Genomic DNA, 14960 nt, shown 5'->3' with positions numbered 1-14960 from the left:
CTGGATTATTTCGACGAATCAATTAGAGAAAGATGCCTGATAGTAGTTTATGTCTTTGCGGATCACTGCTCGAAAGCGACCGCTGTTGCGCGCTGTTCCATTCCGGAGCCAAATCGGCGGCGACCGCCGAACAGCTGATGCGTTCCCGCTTTACTGCCTATGCTCAACATAACGAAGCGTATTTGCTGGCGACCTGGGACAGTAACAAACGGCCGGACACTATTGATTTTTCCAAGGAGGATAACGTCGAATGGACACGCCTGGAAATCGTCGGCAAGAAAAAAGGCGGTGAAAAAGACAGCAAGGGAATCGTCGAATTCAAAGCCTACTATCTGATGGACGGCGAAGAATACGCGATGCACGAAATCAGCCGCTTCGTCAAAAAAGAGGGGAAATGGCTCTATCTGGACGGCATGGTCAAATCGGTCGGCAAAGTCAGTCAACAAGTCAATCAAGGCAAAAACGCCCCCTGTCCTTGCGGCAGCGGCAAAAAATTCAAACGCTGCTGCGGCAAAGCATAGCGCTCTAAGGACTCGGTTGCTGATAAATCCCCTATACTGGCTCCCACGCTCCAGCGTGGGAGCACGCTGGAGCCGCTCTGCGGTACGGGACGCAGAGCGGCCTTCAGATGCGTATCCACGTCGGAGTATGGATACGATTACATTGGCTCCGGGAAGTTATTTTTACCAACCCTGATCGGTCGATTGCGGATGGATGCCATAGCCGCACGGGCCGGCTTCGTAACAAAACGATAAGGCCACGCTACCCTCGGCTTACGCGTCTTTATGAACATCCAGTCCGATGTATTTGCTAAACTTCTTCATGGCCTACCCCTCAATGTCGGCTCTGGGCAGATGGGGTTATGAAAACCCCAAGCTTAACCGCGATGCTTGAGGTGCGCTAGGTCAATACATGATGTCTAAGAGCGAAAATATTGGCGAAAGAGCTCCCGTTACATCTCGCTTATCACTTTTGCGAACGTCTCGACCCGCTTCCAATCGGTGAATTCGACCGCCGCGTTGGGATCCGTGGGCCCCTTGGTCAGCCACATAATCAATCGTATCACCAGCCGGTCCAGCGGCCGATAGCGGGGATAATCGATCTTGCCGGCAAATACCGCTAAATTTCTAGGCTGCCAGGCGATCTGCTTGAGGAATTTACGCAGATAGGGGTTCGTTTCCGGTTGGTTCTTGGCCGCTTTGCGCGCCACGGCATTGACCGAGAAAAAAGCGTTCGGCTTGTCATCCAACAGTTTGCGATTTTTTTCGATGAAGCGATAAACCTGCTTGGCATGCTTGCCATAACGAATACTCGCGCCGAGCACTATTTTGTCGAACTGGGCGAGATTTGCAGGCGTGCTGTCGATGGCATGCAAACTCACCCGATGTCCGTTGCCTTCGATCACTTGTTTGAGCCGCCGGCAGATTTCCCGGGTATGTCCGTCGGTCGTCGAGTATAGGATCAATATATTTGCCATCGTTTTTCCTTTTGTCGTTATTGTTAGCCATTCAATTCGGTACTGGCGTCACATTCATGGGGCGTCAAGCCGGATTCCAAGTAGACCGGGATAGCCGCTATTTTTAGATACGGTGAATAACATCAAAAAAATCTATTTTATTTTAACGTAATCTAAATTCCGTTTTGATTCGAATCTTCTTACTAGAGATTGCATCCTATGAGTTTCCTAAATGTTTATTTCAATGACGAACTCAGATCCAAACATGAACTGACTCCGCTCATTACCCGCATCGGCCGCAATAATGACAACGATATTGTATCGATAACGTAGGCGTATCAGGGAATCATGCCGAAATTATCAAAAACGGGGACAACTACACCATTTACGATTTAAATAGCACGAATAGCGTTTATGTAAATGTCGAACGGGTTTCGGACAAGGCACTCAAACTCGGGGATGAAATCGGGATTTTCAAACATAAATTGAAATTCATTGACGCCGATTTACCCGCTTCATTCGAAAAAGCGGCCACTAAATCCCGGATTGAAATTTGGTAATGCTTCGAAATCGGCTACCGTTGAAGTCGACATATCGAAACTGGATGATTTGTTAAAAGAAAACAAGGAAAAAACGCTTTTCTTGAAGTGGCAAACGGCTCTTTGGCCGGTCGCAGGATTAGTTTAACCGAATTTCGTTTCAGTTTCGTAAAATTGCCAGATTGCGATTTCCAAATCAGGGGTTGGTTTGCGCCGAAAACCGCCGCCAGAATCGTCCGGCAAAGCGACGGCAATTATCTCGTTCCCGAAAAACGAGGCAAAACCAAGCTTAACTGCAAAGCGATTAAATTTAGAAGCAAAATCACGGAAGGCAGTTTCATTGAAATCCGCGGTACAACCTTTCATTTTAGTCACCGTGCATAACTAAAAGGAAATGATTCGCCATTCCCTAGATTATTAGCGCTGAAATAACAAACCAATGCTCCCAAGCGTTTGTTTGGGAAAGTCAAATCGATCTTTAATTAGGGATTCTGTCAACACATAACAATAAAGAGAAGTCATCGATGCCCTGGAAATTTGGACAAGCACTGAATATAGGAAAAAGGAATGAGCAACAGGACCGTATAGGTATCTTCCATAATGGCAACAATAAACATTTACTGGTTGTTGCCGACGGCATGGGCGGAATACCGGATGGTGATAAGGCCGCGCAAATCGTCGTCGATACTGCTGAAATAAGCTTCAAACAAAACAAATCAAACGACCCGGAATCTTTGCTTGAAGAGATATGCCTGCAATCCCATGAAGAAATTAATCGACTGAAAACCAATGGCGATGTGACGCCCGGAACAACCTGCGTGTTGCTCTATATAAAGGGGCGACAAGCGTATTGGGCGCATGTCGGAGATTCGCGCTTGTATCATTACCGACAAGACCGTTTGATCAATCAAACATTGGACCATTCATTATTACAAATCATGATCGCTCAAGGCTTGATTGAAGGGAATAGCAAGGAGGCTAATTTTATTCAAAATAAACTCGTTAAGCGCCTCGGAGGCCTCAAGGAGCCGGAACCCGACCTTCATGCGTGCACGTTGGAAAAAGGGGATCTATTTTTGCTATGCAGCGATGGCTTTTGGCAATCCGTCGAAACCGATAGCGTACCGGAGATACTTCGACAGCATCCTCTCGATCAGGACGGTCCCGAATGGCTCGTCGACATCGCGTTACGGAATGGCGGCCAGAATTGCGACAATATTGGCGTTACCTTGGCGCAATGGGAACAGGATAAATCGATTCTTTCCCAGTTCTGGCCTTTTTAATTCGGCAGGAGAGCGAGATTACACGGGAGCAAACCTGCATTGAATAACGAAGTGGAGGCATCGAGCTTTGATGCTTATCCGGTTCTCCGCTCGAGTATTCCATTCATTCGTTGCTTTTATACGCTAACTCACCTGCTTCCTCTTGCGGCCGGGCCGTGAAAATTTTCTTGAACTGCGGCATGAAGCTGGCTGTGATCGGAATGGAATAAAAACAATACATCGCTGCCGCCTCGCCGGTACTGACGCCGAATAGCCATTGCGGCATGAACAGGGTCAGCATGGCCATGACGAAATGGTAGGAGGCCATTTCCCAATTGTCTTTCCAGAGAAACCCGCTGAACGCGAGACCGAACAGAGAACCCCAGGTGACCAGCAATCCGAAGGCGCTGGGTATGTTGTAACCGATGTGATATTTACCCATGAACAAACAAGCCACCATGTCGCCGATGAAATTGGGCTCGATGCCGAACAACTGCCAGCTGGTCGGCAGGAAATTGAACACGAGGAACGATCCGCTCAGGCCAACGCCGATCATGAAGGCTTTCTTCAGGGCCATTTTATCGGACGAGTAGGTCGCCAATGCCGGCATGATGGCCAATGCCTGCAGACTGATATGATAGGTCGATATTTCACTGAGGAATAAATTGGTTCCGTAGCCGCATTGATCGGCCACCGGATAGGCGAAATACTGGATGAACTCCATCAGGGAAAAATGAAAAATCGCATAGGCGCGGGCTACCCGCACCCACAGCGGTTCGCTTTTATCCAGATAAGTGACGCCCGAGGCGGCGAGTCCGGCCAACCCTAGGCCGAGAGACATGTTAGCGCTGAAACACATAATTGATCCGAAAACGATGAAAAAGGAATCAGTATAACAGGCTTACGCTTATTCCTCGGGTTTGCCGAATTTAAGCGTCATCCGGTCGCTTTCGCCGATGGCCAGATACTCGTCCCGGTTGTTTTTTCCTTCCCGCAACGACGGCGGCAGCGACCAGACCCCTTTCGGGTGTTTCCCGGTATCCTTCGGGTTGGCATTGATTTCGCTCTTGTCCAACAGTTTGAAACCGGCCTTCTCCGCCAGGCCGATCACATAATCTTCCCGCACATAACCTGATTGGGCCTGCGGATCCTGTTTGATATAGGTCGGATTGCGGTGTTCGACCACGCCCAATATGCCGCCGGGCTTCAAGGCCTTGAACATCGCCTTGAACACCGTTTCCGCCTGGCCGGTGCGCATCCAATTGTGCACGTTACGGAAAGTCAGCACGCGATCGGCGCTGCCGGCCGGGGCGATCTCGACTTGTTTTGGCGGTTGCAGCACCGTGAGCCGGAGTTTGCCGTACGCATCGGGATCGGCGGCGATCTTGCCCTTGAATGCTTTCACACTTTTTTGGAAATAGGGCACGGTCGAAGCGGGTGAGAAGTGCGCCGCATACAACAAGCCTTTGTCCCTCAAGTACGGCGCCAGGATTTCCGTGTACCAGCCGGCGCCGGGCCAGATTTCGACCACGGTCATGTCTTCCTGCACGTCGAAAAACGCCAGCGTTTCCTCGGGGTGGCGATAACGGTCGCGGGCCTGGTTTTCGGCGCTACGCTGTTCGCCGGAAATAATGCTATGCAGCGAATTGGCGGCTCGCAAAGGTCCGGCGGATAAACACAGTAAAGCGGCGCAGAATGACACTATCTTTTTATTCATCGTCGAGCCCCCGGGCAATCAAGGTGTTATTGTTCCAGTATTGCAGTATGCTGATCGTGGCCAGCATCAAAAAGGCCACCAGAGTCCAACCGGGGATGCTCAGGCCCAGAAAGGTCCACAGCACATCGGCGCATTCGCCGGTGCCGTTCAGCATTAGCTTGATGGTTTCCGATAGCGGAAAGTGTTCGAAGACATAATCCAGTCCGGGGCCGCATTCCGGAACCTCGTCCGGCGGCAGGTTCTGCAACCAGACGTGGCGGGTCGAAATCCCCGCGCCGGTCAAGGCGACGAGCGCGCCAAGAATCGCGTAAATTTTGCGCCCCAAGGCGCGAGGGTTGTGAATCGAGGCGGCCAAAAACACGATGCCGGTCGCGAAAATCGCGATGCGTTGCGAAATGCAGAGCGGACAGGGTTCCAATTGCTTGACCAATTGAAAATAGGCTCCTACCAGCAACATGGAGAAACAACTGAAAAAACCGATAAAAAACCAGGTGCGCGGATTTAATTTAATTTTCTCTAACATGGGCAACTTCTTTTTTGAAAGCTCTGATATCCCGTGAAGGGCCTAATATGACAAGTATGTCACCGGCGTCCAGCAGATGATCCTGTTCACTGATCGCAAAATGTAGATCTTCACCCAGTTCCTTGTCAACGATACCAATTAGAACCAAATTATGCTTTTCATTCAATTTTAATTGGCTGCTGTAAGTGTTTTCCAATACGCTGTTTTCCGGAATCACGACTTCGGCGACATGCAAATCATGCCGGCCGAACACCGTTTGGTCAATGATATTGGTGATATCCGGCTTTTTGATCAGCTCATGAATCTTGCGCCCGCAAATCTGATAAGGATCGATGACTTTGTTCGCGCCGGCCGCGATCAGTTTCTCCGAAGCATCCGGGTCTTCGACGATGGCGATGATGTTCAGCTTCTGATCGATGGCCCGTGCGGAAAGGGTCAGGAATACGTTTTCCGAATCATCCGGCAAAAAGCAGAAGATGGTATCGATGGTCTTGCCCAAGCCAATGGACTTCAACTCGTCATCATTGCGAAAATCCAGAACGGTCGCGCTATAACCGTTTTCTGTCGCCTGTGAAACGCGTTCCTCGGTCTGGTCGACGATGACAACATTGTGGTTCTCGGTATCCAGGCGCTTCATCGCCTCCACCGACAACCGGTTATAACCGAACACGACGATATTCCTCATATTTTTTGTCCGCTCAATAGGCCGCTTTGCTCGATCTGGTCGCGAAAATGGCTTATGCTGTATTCCCTTCCCAACACCATCAAAATGTCATGCGGCCGCAAGATGAAATGCGCCTCCGGGTTGAAATAAAAATGCTGCTGCTTAAGCGGATAAATATTCTTATGTTTTAGATGGATCGGGTTGGTGCTGATCACTCCGATCAGCGTCAGTTTGTAACGGGTCAAATCGATATCTCCGACCTGGGCCTTGTCGAGCATGGAACCTTCGACGACGATGATGGTTTCCATCTGAATATGTTTCTGTTCCTGCAAAATCCCCGAAATTACCTCAAAGGCGACCGGTTGGCCGATGTATTGGGCGGCCAGCAAACCGGCGATCTCGAACGGCTCGATCACGTTGTCGGCGCCGGCCTGATACAACTTATTGACATTGTCGTGGCGGTTGGCGCGGGAAATGATCTGAATGGACGGGTTCAAATAACGACCGCTCAGCGTGACATAAACATTGGTGACGTCGTTGCCGGTGACGCACAGCACGGCCGTCGCGCCGCGATTGATCCCGGCCCTGATCAGCACATCGTTCTTGGTGACATCGCCGTGGCTGACCAAAAAGCCCAATTGCTTGGCGGCATTGATCTTGGTCTCGTTGCGATCGATGACGATGAATTTTTGTTTGTCGTTCGCCAATTGCCGGGCGATCTCCTGGCCCACCCGGCCGAAGCCGCAAATGATGATGAATTTCTTATAGCGTTCGAGCTCGGCATAGGTCCGGTTTTCTCTTAGCTTGGGCATTCTTTCGCTAAACGCCGCGACGAAGATGGAGGTAAAAAACGCCAAGACTCCCAACCCCGTCAGGATCAACATGACCGCTACCAGACGACCGCCGACGGTCTGCGGGGTAATATCGCCGTAACCGACGGTGGACAGCGTGACGATCGACCAGTACAGCGCATCGGCCAAGTCGTCGACCTGGCCGCCTGCGGCATCGTGTTCGAACAGATAAATACCGACACTGGATATAAATAATAGAAAGCCGATGAATATCATCAGCGTAATCAGTTCGAAGCGTTTGTTCGCCAGGACTTCGCCAAACACCTTGATACTGTTGGAATAGCGGAACAACTTGAAGAGGCGGAAAATCAGAAATATCCGCAAGATTCGCAACGGCCGGTAACTGGGCAGTATCGCCAGCAAGTCGATAATGGCGAAGGGCGATAACATATATTCCAGCTTTTTCGCCAGTATTTGCTTTACGGCACCGTATAAATTGAAGCGGACTTTGAGAAACTGGGCTCTTTCGTACTGTTCGATAATGATGCGATGGGAATCCGAATACAACCAAAGCCTGAGCAGATATTCCGTGATGAATATCGCCACGACGAAATGTTCCAGATATTCTCCGAACCGCCCGATTTCGTGCTCGACGTGGTAAACCAATACGAACACGCTCAGCATGACCAGGCAGATCATGAAAATGTCGAAATGCTTGCGCAGCTGACTGTCCGGGCTTTCCATCAATTCATAAAGAAAGCGCTTATAACGGCCGTAGCGGTTGGACCCATTCAAATAATAAGCGCAATACACAATGAATCTGGAAAGCATGGAAGCACGTAATCGGTCAGCTAATATTAATGCTCAATTATAGGGCCAACCCCAATGTTTGTATGCCATTGGTCTTTAATCCTTGTTCTTGTCGGCTCCGTTTTTACCCTTAAACCTGACCACCTTATTGACCGGGTTCAGATTGATTTCCTCCACCACCATGTGTTCGCCGGCCTGCAAAACATAGGAGACGGCATCCGCGACATCGTCGGCCTGGAGGAACTGGCCTGACTCTTCCCCCGGCCTAAAGGACAGTTTGTCGAAAAAAGGCGTTTGCACCATGCCCGGGTTGATCAGCGTTACCCTGACACAACTGGTGCCGCATTCGTCGCGCAAGGCCTGGGTAAAACCGCGCAGGGCGAATTTGCTGGCGCAGTAAATACTCCCTTGGCGGCGGCCTAGCAAGGCGGCCTCCGAGCCGATGTAAACCAGGTTGCAACGCGGCAGGTGTTTCAGTTTCGGCAGCAAGGCCCTGGTCAACATGGCCTGGGCGGTGAAATTGACCATCATCAGTTCTTCGATCTGGCGGTAGGAAAACTGTTCCAACGAGCCGAACTGACCGTAGCCGGCGCAAAAAACCACCGTATCCAGTTCTGGAAAATCTTGCTGAAGTTGCCGCGCCAGCGGCGCAATGGTTTCCGGCTTGGCCAGATCCAACGCATAACAACCAAAACGAGGATGCCGTTTAACAAAAGAACCGCAATCGCGGGCCGTGCCGATCACATGGTGTCCTTCGGCCAACAGTCTTCTGGCAACCGCCTGGCCGATGCCGGAACTGGCGCCGGTGACCAAAACGGTTCGCGTTATAGCGTGCATGGAAAAAATTTCTCCGTCGGAATATACCGCAACAACATCTCCGTGCAGCGTTGCGTCATTTCCTGCTCTAAATCCTGGCGATAGGAGGTCATTCCCTGTTGGGTTTGTAACGGACTGGCAAACAATTTTTCCTCTGGATAAAGCTTGTGGATCTTCTTGAAATAGCTCTCCGGCAAGCGAAATACCCCCAGACTGACCGAATGCAAGGCTTCCGGCTTCAGCATCGCGAACACCTGCTCGAATAATTCCTGAAATTGTTTAAGGTAGCCATGCTGATAGATCAACGGATCGAAGCGCAATCCCAGCGACCAGCCTTTTTCCTGCAATTTACGCATGGCTTCCAGTCGGCTGTGGATGGGAGGAGCCTTCAATTCGACCTTCTCGGCGATCTGTTCCGGCGCCAGACTGAAGGCAACCACACAGCGGGGGAAAGACGGCCTGCTCAACAGACTTCTGACCTGGGTGCTCTTGGTGCGTAACTCCAGCCAGGCATTGGGCAGGCTTTCGAACATCGGCAAAAAATGCTCGGCGAATCCGGTGACCGGTTCAAAGGCCAGACTGTCACAATCGTAGCCGGAGAAAAAATGCACCGCCTCATCCCCGTGTTCCTTGCTAATGCGGCGGATATCGGCTTGATAATCCTCGTAATTGACGAACAACACATAATTTGCCGACTGATACATGCCTTGGAGAAAACAATAGCGGCAGTCGTACAGGCAATTCAGCATGTGGGAGAAATAATAATTATGCCGGGCGCCGATGCCGTAACCGGCCGGCGCCGGCAAGGCGAAATGGCGGAATTTCCGCGCCAGAATCAACGCCGGGCGCTGTTTTTGCAGGCGGAAATTCTGCGCCTTCGGATTAAAGACCTCGCCATAGCGCTCGCAGCTGATTTTTCGGGCCCGCGGAAAACGCCGGCAAATCCGTTCGACCCGGGGATGGTCGCGAATGCCCCGCTCTATGTAAATGCTTTCTATCATGTCGATGCGCCGTTCGCCGGCAAACTATTTTGCCGCCACTAATCAATGAACAAACTCGGATTCTACCGAAGGCAAGGGGAGGAGTGAACCTGTCCGCCGTGCATCTGAAGGCGCCGAAACCCATTCGATGATTTTTAACGCTCGAATCAAGGCAGCTCAAAAACACCTAGGCACGCAATTGCAAAGCCTTTTCCGACCACTCAAAAACTCATAGAGCCGGCGGTGTTGCGGGATTTATGACCGACTACAGTACTGCAACGGTGTTCGCCGGCGCGTACCTCGAAAACAAATTGTGCGAAAAATGCGCCTTTAAAACCGTCCTGACAGGTTTTTGCAAGGTTCGGTCGTTACAATGAGACAGATTCAGGAGTTGGCCAAGATAAACTCCCGTTATGGGCGGGCCGGTTTGTGTCGCAACCTAGATATCCGTGGTTTCCCCGGTTGCCTTTCAGCGGCACGGAACCGGTGTTTTTTAATCCTGCTTTTCACCATATCCGCATGATTTCACATGCAACACGAACTAAAGAACGAGAAGTTGCATGATCGTTCCGCTTAACATTTTAACCCAATAAACACGAAACTATGCTGACAATAATCTCGAAACTGCCCGTGCTGATTTTATTCTTGCTGTTTCCCATCACGGTGCTGGGTGTGGAGGACGGCTCCGAGCGGCTGGATCTAACCCGCCATCTTTCCGGTTATATGGCGCTTGGCATTTTTTCGATCGCCTATATTCTGGTTTTTTATGAGGAAAAATTGCATCTGCACAAGTCCAAACCGGTAATGGTCGCCGCAGGGATCATCTGGACCTTGATTGCATTTATTTACGTCGATGCCGGCCTAAGCAATGTCGCCAACCAGGCGGTGAAACATTACTTTATGGAATACGCGGAATTATTTTTTTTCCTGATGGTGGCAATGACTTACATCAGCGCCATGATAGAGCGCGGAGTTTTCGAGGCGCTGCGTTATAAATTAGTTGCAAAAAATCTCAGTTTCCGACAAATTTTTTGGCTGACGGGAGTCATCACTTTTTTTATCTCTCCCGTGGCGGATAATTTGACCGCTGCGTTGATCATGTGCACCGTGGTGTTGACGGTCGGCGCCTCGAAACCGGAATTCACCGCGATCTCCTGCGTCAACATCGTCGTTGCCGCCAATGCGGGCGGCGCCTTCAGCCCCTTTGGCGATATCACGACGCTGATGGTTTGGCAAAAAGACATTTTGGAGTTCGCAACCTTCTTCAAATTGTTCGTCCCTGCGGTGTTGAATTTTGCGGTACCGGCCGCCTTAATGCATTTTTGTTTGCCAAAGGATCAACCGCTGCCGCCGGACGATGAAGACACGTCGGTCATTAAACACGGAGGCATCGTTATCATCCTGTTGTTCCTTGCAACAATCGCGACGTCGATCTTATTCCATCAATACCTGCACCTGCCCGCCGCATTAGGCATGTTAATGGGCTTAGGTTATCTGAAGATGTTCGGTTATTACCTGCGCATGAAATTCAGGCAAGAAAAATCCTCGTTCGACATGATCCCGGGCTCGGAACCGACCGGCAGCGCTTTCGACGTTTTCAGCCATATCGCCAAATCGGAATGGGATACGCTGTTCTTCTTCTACGGAGTGATCATGTCGGTCGGCGGCCTAGGCTTCATGGGTTATTTGAGTAACGCCTCCGAATTCATGTACGGCCAGCTGGGGGCGACGACGGCTAATATCCTGGTCGGTATCTTATCGGCCATCGTCGATAACATTCCCATCATGTTTGCCGTCTTGACCATGTCCCCGAACATGTCTGAAACGCAATGGCTGCTGGTCACGTTGACGACCGGGGTCGGTGGCAGTCTACTGTCGATAGGCTCGGCAGCCGGCGTGGCGCTGATGGGGCAGGCAAGAGGCGTTTATTCATTTTTGGTCCATTTGAAATGGGCTCCCGCCATCGCGTTGGGCTACTTCGTCAGCATTTATGCACACTTATTAATGAATTGACGGTTTGCGGTTTCATTCTTGCCTTTTCCGCCTCACGCATGGCTTCACGGCGGCCCACGACGAATTTAACCCAGCTTTGCCAATGTCGTGCCATAAAATTATTTTTTCATTGTTTATCAATATATTATAGTTTTCAATGCCAAGGCTGGGTTAACGTGCGCATTTCTTTTTCGGATTAGCGAGTCTGTCCTCCGAAAAGCATCGAATAGCTGCTGAATTTCCCGCTAGCCGGACGGGAAAAAGCCGATGCTACCGGCCTCTTTCCTTCGACAATTGTAGTAATGGCCCCAGGCCGTTCTTGTAAAACGCTTCCCGCAATCCCGATTAAACGCCATTGCCTTGGATTTGAATTCTCCTTCGAACTGAGGATTGGGACGATAACCCGATAGCATTCTGCAACGGGAAGCATTATTTTCTTGACTTAATAATAAGAATCATTATCATTTGTATCCGATAGTTCTCTCGCTATCTCTGGCGCCCCTGCGAGTCCTCCAGGTACTAAACGCATGCGCCATATTATGTTTCGTCATCGGTCGGCATGCAGAAACGCAGCGAAATCATTGGACACGCCAGGCCTTCATAAGAATCAGCCAGGCGTCGTCTTTCTGCCATTGAACCTGCCGGATTTTGCTGCGTTGCCGACCGATGACCTTTTTTGTTTTGTTAGGAGATGCTATGAATTCCGCTGAAATCAACCCCAGGAACGTACTGGAAATATCTCAATTGCACGCAGCCACCTGTCTCCTGATGACCCGCTTCATCAACGGTTACCATTGCCCGAAACTGGCCCATGTCATCGTCCACCAGCTGCAAAAACTGCTCGCCCACCCCGCGACGCAGGAAAACGAAGACAGCCGCGAGATGTATCGGCAATTGCTGGAACATTGGCAAAAGGTATCCAGTTCATTGGTGGAGGAAAAACAAACTCGGCAATCGCGGATGCTTCATTGAGGAAACGCTGAATCCATCCGTTCAAGATTAATCAACAACCAAATGATGTTACCAACACACTATACAGCCGAAGGTTACCAAACCGATTGCTGCCTCGTCTCATTGACGTTTGTTTATTTGCTGTCTATAAATGCCAATAAACGGATTTTTCCTACCGAGCTGGATAATGCCAGCTTTAAGCAAAAACAGTGTTATTCTGCATTAATCGTATCGCCCGTTTCACCGACCGACATGGCCACCATTCTCATAGTCGACGACGAACCGTCGATCGTCGATAACATCACCTTTGCGCTGGAAACGGAAGGCTTTTCGGTCGTTTCCGCTTCTACCGGTAACGAAGCCATAGCCGAATTGGCCGATAGACAATTCGACTTGTTGATCCTCGACATCGGCTTGCCCGACATGAACGGATTCGACCTGGCCCGGCAAATCCGCGCCTCGTCGGTTATTCCGCTGATTTTCCTGACCGCGCGCAGCGACGAGATAGACCGGGTCGTCGGCCTGGAACTGGGCGGCGACGATTACGTCACCAAGCCGTTCAGCCCGCGCGAATTGAGCGCCCGGGTCAAGGCCGTGTTGCGTCGAACCACACAACACAGTAGCCTCAACTCCGCCGCTAAAGATCTACCGGCGTTCACCATTGACCAGGAAAAATTACGCATTAGCTATCGCGACACGCCGCTGGAGCTGTCGCGCACCGAATACCGTCTGCTGAAAGTGTTGCTGCAAGCGCCGGGCCGTGTATTCAGCCGGGAACAATTGTTGGACATCGCTTGGGAACACGGCGGCATCAGTCTGGAGCGCACCGTCGACACGCATATCAAGATGCTCCGTCAGAAACTGAAGGCCGTTTATCCCGACGACGATCCGATCGTGACCCACCGGGGCATCGGTTATTCGCTGCGGGACGACCGATGAGCATCCGCCGGCGCATCATCCTGGGGATCGTGCTGCTGCTCGGCGCCGGGTTTTATGTTCCGATCTCGTTCGTCGTCGACGATATCGAACTGCGCTACCGCGAATCGACCGAAGAGCCCTTGGTTGATGCCGCCAGGGTGCTAGCGTCGCTGGCCGCCGCCTCGGCCGATCACGACAAGCTCGACATCGATCTGTTCCGCGCCGGTTTCGCTCAGGTTCGCACGCAAGTGTTTTCCGCACAGATCTTTGGTCTGATCAAAAACAAGGTCGATTGGCATGTCTACATCACCGACCGAACCGGCATCGTCGTTTTCGATTCCGATAACGGTCGCGACGAAGGCCGGGATTATTCGCAATGGCGCGATGTCCACCGTACTTTGCGCGGCGATTACGGTGCGCGAACGTCGCCGATGGAAAACGACAGCGACAGAAAAATGCTCTACATCGCCGCCCCGGTCCTGCGCGACGGGAATCTGATCGGCGTGCTGTCGGTCGGCAAGCCGACTTACAGCGCCGACCAGTTCACCCAGGCCGCGCAGAATAAATTCATTCTCGGCAGCACATTGGTGTGTCTGACGTTGATCGCCATCGGTCTGCTGTTGAGCGTCTGGGTAACCCGGCCGATACTTTGCCTGACCGACTATGCACGGGCGATCCGCGACGGCCGGAGGGTCAATCGGCCGGCACTGGGTTCCAGCGAAATGGAGGAGCTGGGCATCGCCTTCGAACAGATGCGCGACGCGCTGGCAGGGAAGCGTTACGTGGAAAATTACGTGCAAACTCTGACGCATGAGATCAAAAGTCCGCTGTCAGCCATCAGCGGTGCGGTCGAGTTGCTGGGAGAAGAACTCAGTCCGGCGCAGACACAGACCTTCCTGCGCAATATCCGCCAGGAAAGCGGTCGCATCGGCCGTATCGTCGACAATCTGTTGCTGTTGTCCTCGCTGGAGTCGCGCAAATACATCGATACGCAGAAACCTATCGTCGTACAAAACCTGCTCGACGAACTGGAAAAAACCGTAATGCCGTTGTTAACGGTCAAACGCCTGGACCTGGAAATTTTGGGTAATCGCAACTGTATGCTGCAAGGCGAACCGAATCTGATCCGCATGGCGCTGCTGAACGTCGTGCAGAACGCCATCGATTTTAGCCCGGAAAACGGCACCATTACACTTCGGGCCGAGCGCCTGGACGACGGCGTTCGCTTCGCCGTGCTCGACCGGGGACCCGGCATCCCCGACTATGCGTTCGGACGCGTTTTCGAACGTTTTTATTCGCTGAAACGACCCGGCGACGGCCGCAAGAGCTCCGGGCTGGGCCTCAGTCTGGTTAGGGAAATTACCGCTTTGCATCAAGGTGACATCAGGTTGGAAAACCGCCCCGAGGGCGGCGTATCGGCCAGTCTGTTTTTCCCTGCGTCACGCGCTTAAGTTCTTCACAAAGATTTCACGGCGATTTCACCAACCCTTCAACGTCAATTCATTCCCGTTTTTTATCCTATCGACACGGCAAATCGCCGT

16 protein-coding genes are annotated in these 14960 nt (G+C 51.4%); 7 read left to right on the top strand and 9 right to left on the bottom strand.

The features are described 5' to 3' along the window. Window positions 1–32 precede the first annotated feature (32 nt). On the top strand, window positions 33–521 hold the full coding sequence (locus tag EP25_RS0112560) for a YchJ family protein (protein WP_031434211.1): 489 nt from the start codon (window positions 33–35) through the stop codon (window positions 519–521). 431 nt (window positions 522–952) lie between these two features. Here the strand turns inward: EP25_RS0112560 and hemG are convergent, their stop codons facing one another. Next, window positions 953–1477 (bottom strand): menaquinone-dependent protoporphyrinogen IX dehydrogenase, encoded by a 525-nt coding sequence (gene hemG / locus EP25_RS0112555; RefSeq protein ID WP_031434210.1) that lies wholly within the window; start codon window positions 1475–1477, stop codon window positions 953–955. 299 nt (window positions 1478–1776) lie between these two features. Here hemG and EP25_RS24250 point away from each other — a divergent pair, with 299 nt between their 5' ends. After that, window positions 1777–2016, top strand: a complete 240-nt coding sequence (locus EP25_RS24250; RefSeq protein ID WP_084191163.1) for an FHA domain-containing protein — start codon at window positions 1777–1779, stop codon at window positions 2014–2016. 123 nt (window positions 2017–2139) lie between these two features. On the opposite strand, the gene EP25_RS0112540 is transcribed toward EP25_RS24250, so the two are convergent. After that, complete coding sequence (locus tag EP25_RS0112540; protein WP_031434208.1) at window positions 2140–2361, bottom strand: hypothetical protein; 222 nt, start codon at window positions 2359–2361, stop codon at window positions 2140–2142. Between the two features lie 158 nt (window positions 2362–2519). On the opposite strand from EP25_RS0112540, the gene EP25_RS0112535 reads away from it, so the two are divergent. Then, window positions 2520–3278 carry a PP2C family protein-serine/threonine phosphatase gene (locus EP25_RS0112535; protein ID WP_031434207.1) on the top strand — a complete coding sequence of 253 codons (759 nt, stop codon included), beginning with the start codon at window positions 2520–2522 and terminating at the stop codon, window positions 3276–3278. A gap of 103 nt (window positions 3279–3381) precedes the next feature. Here EP25_RS0112535 and EP25_RS0112530 read toward each other — a convergent pair whose 3' ends face one another. The 7 genes from EP25_RS0112530 to EP25_RS0112500 form a co-directional block, all read right to left on the bottom strand. Beyond that, window positions 3382–4116 (bottom strand): DUF5765 domain-containing protein, encoded by a 735-nt coding sequence (locus EP25_RS0112530; protein ID WP_031434206.1) that lies wholly within the window; start codon window positions 4114–4116, stop codon window positions 3382–3384. Between the two features lie 48 nt (window positions 4117–4164). Next, a complete protein-coding gene (locus EP25_RS0112525; RefSeq protein ID WP_031434205.1) occupies window positions 4165–4974 on the bottom strand; it encodes a class I SAM-dependent methyltransferase in 810 nt (269 codons plus the stop codon). Beyond that, complete coding sequence (locus EP25_RS0112520; RefSeq protein WP_031434204.1) at window positions 4967–5497, bottom strand: disulfide bond formation protein B; 531 nt, start codon at window positions 5495–5497, stop codon at window positions 4967–4969. The genes EP25_RS0112525 and EP25_RS0112520 overlap by 8 nt, the downstream gene beginning before the upstream one ends. After that, on the bottom strand, window positions 5481–6182 hold the full coding sequence (locus EP25_RS0112515; RefSeq protein ID WP_031434203.1) for a potassium channel family protein: 702 nt from the start codon (window positions 6180–6182) through the stop codon (window positions 5481–5483). The genes EP25_RS0112520 and EP25_RS0112515 overlap by 17 nt, the downstream gene beginning before the upstream one ends. Then, on the bottom strand, window positions 6179–7783 hold the full coding sequence (locus EP25_RS0112510; RefSeq protein ID WP_031434202.1) for a potassium channel protein: 1605 nt from the start codon (window positions 7781–7783) through the stop codon (window positions 6179–6181). The genes EP25_RS0112515 and EP25_RS0112510 overlap by 4 nt, the downstream gene beginning before the upstream one ends. 75 nt (window positions 7784–7858) lie before the next feature. Continuing rightward, complete coding sequence (locus EP25_RS0112505; RefSeq protein ID WP_031434201.1) at window positions 7859–8599, bottom strand: SDR family oxidoreductase; 741 nt, start codon at window positions 8597–8599, stop codon at window positions 7859–7861. After that, complete coding sequence (locus EP25_RS0112500) at window positions 8587–9579, bottom strand: SPL family radical SAM protein (RefSeq protein ID WP_031434200.1); 993 nt, start codon at window positions 9577–9579, stop codon at window positions 8587–8589. The genes EP25_RS0112505 and EP25_RS0112500 overlap by 13 nt, the downstream gene beginning before the upstream one ends. Window positions 9580–10161: 582 nt before the next feature. On the opposite strand from EP25_RS0112500, the gene nhaD reads away from it, so the two are divergent. The 4 genes from nhaD to creC all read left to right on the top strand — a co-directional run bounded on the left by nhaD (window position 10162) and on the right by creC (window position 14870). Further along, entirely contained in the window at window positions 10162–11571 is a 1410-nt protein-coding gene (gene nhaD / locus EP25_RS0112495) for a sodium:proton antiporter NhaD (protein WP_031434199.1), read from the top strand. Window positions 11572–12246: 675 nt separating this feature from the next. Beyond that, window positions 12247–12522 (top strand): hypothetical protein, encoded by a 276-nt coding sequence (locus tag EP25_RS0112485; RefSeq protein WP_031434198.1) that lies wholly within the window; start codon window positions 12247–12249, stop codon window positions 12520–12522. Window positions 12523–12567: 45 nt separating this feature from the next. Further along, window positions 12568–13440, top strand: coding sequence for a two-component system response regulator CreB (gene creB, locus EP25_RS0112480; RefSeq protein ID WP_235185896.1), 873 nt, complete (start codon window positions 12568–12570; stop codon window positions 13438–13440). After that, entirely contained in the window at window positions 13437–14870 is a 1434-nt protein-coding gene (gene creC, locus EP25_RS0112475) for a two-component system sensor histidine kinase CreC (RefSeq protein ID WP_031434196.1), read from the top strand. The genes creB and creC overlap by 4 nt, the downstream gene beginning before the upstream one ends. Window positions 14871–14960 lie beyond the last annotated feature (90 nt).

It is taken from the genome of Methylomarinum vadi, from assembly GCF_000733935.1.
In the GTDB taxonomy this organism is placed as follows: Bacteria; Pseudomonadota; Gammaproteobacteria; order Methylococcales; family Methylomonadaceae; genus Methylomarinum; species Methylomarinum vadi.
The sequence above is the reverse complement of the archived record's forward strand: the minus strand, read 5'-3'. Positions and strand labels throughout refer to the sequence as shown.

Bases quoted from the DNA above. Each gene is read 5' to 3' on its own strand.
- creB (WP_235185896.1), top strand. From the start codon at position 12,568: ATGTTACCAACACACTATACAGCCGAAGGTTACCAAACCGATTGCTGC.
- EP25_RS0112515 (WP_031434203.1), bottom strand. From the start codon at position 6,182: ATGAGGAATATCGTCGTGTTCGGTTATAACCGGTTGTCGGTGGAGGCG.
- EP25_RS0112505 (WP_031434201.1), bottom strand. From the start codon at position 8,599: ATGCACGCTATAACGCGAACCGTTTTGGTCACCGGCGCCAGTTCCGGC.
- creC (WP_031434196.1), top strand. From the start codon at position 13,437: ATGAGCATCCGCCGGCGCATCATCCTGGGGATCGTGCTGCTGCTCGGC.
- EP25_RS0112560 (WP_031434211.1), top strand. From the start codon at position 33: ATGCCTGATAGTAGTTTATGTCTTTGCGGATCACTGCTCGAAAGCGAC.
- nhaD (WP_031434199.1), top strand. From the start codon at position 10,162: ATGCTGACAATAATCTCGAAACTGCCCGTGCTGATTTTATTCTTGCTG.
- hemG (WP_031434210.1), bottom strand. From the start codon at position 1,477: ATGGCAAATATATTGATCCTATACTCGACGACCGACGGACATACCCGG.
- EP25_RS0112520 (WP_031434204.1), bottom strand. From the start codon at position 5,497: ATGTTAGAGAAAATTAAATTAAATCCGCGCACCTGGTTTTTTATCGGT.
- EP25_RS0112530 (WP_031434206.1), bottom strand. From the start codon at position 4,116: ATGTGTTTCAGCGCTAACATGTCTCTCGGCCTAGGGTTGGCCGGACTC.
- EP25_RS0112525 (WP_031434205.1), bottom strand. From the start codon at position 4,974: ATGAATAAAAAGATAGTGTCATTCTGCGCCGCTTTACTGTGTTTATCC.
- EP25_RS0112500 (WP_031434200.1), bottom strand. From the start codon at position 9,579: ATGATAGAAAGCATTTACATAGAGCGGGGCATTCGCGACCATCCCCGG.
- EP25_RS0112510 (WP_031434202.1), bottom strand. From the start codon at position 7,783: ATGCTTTCCAGATTCATTGTGTATTGCGCTTATTATTTGAATGGGTCC.
- EP25_RS0112535 (WP_031434207.1), top strand. From the start codon at position 2,520: ATGCCCTGGAAATTTGGACAAGCACTGAATATAGGAAAAAGGAATGAG.
- EP25_RS0112485 (WP_031434198.1), top strand. From the start codon at position 12,247: ATGAATTCCGCTGAAATCAACCCCAGGAACGTACTGGAAATATCTCAA.
- EP25_RS0112540 (WP_031434208.1), bottom strand. From the start codon at position 2,361: ATGAAAGGTTGTACCGCGGATTTCAATGAAACTGCCTTCCGTGATTTT.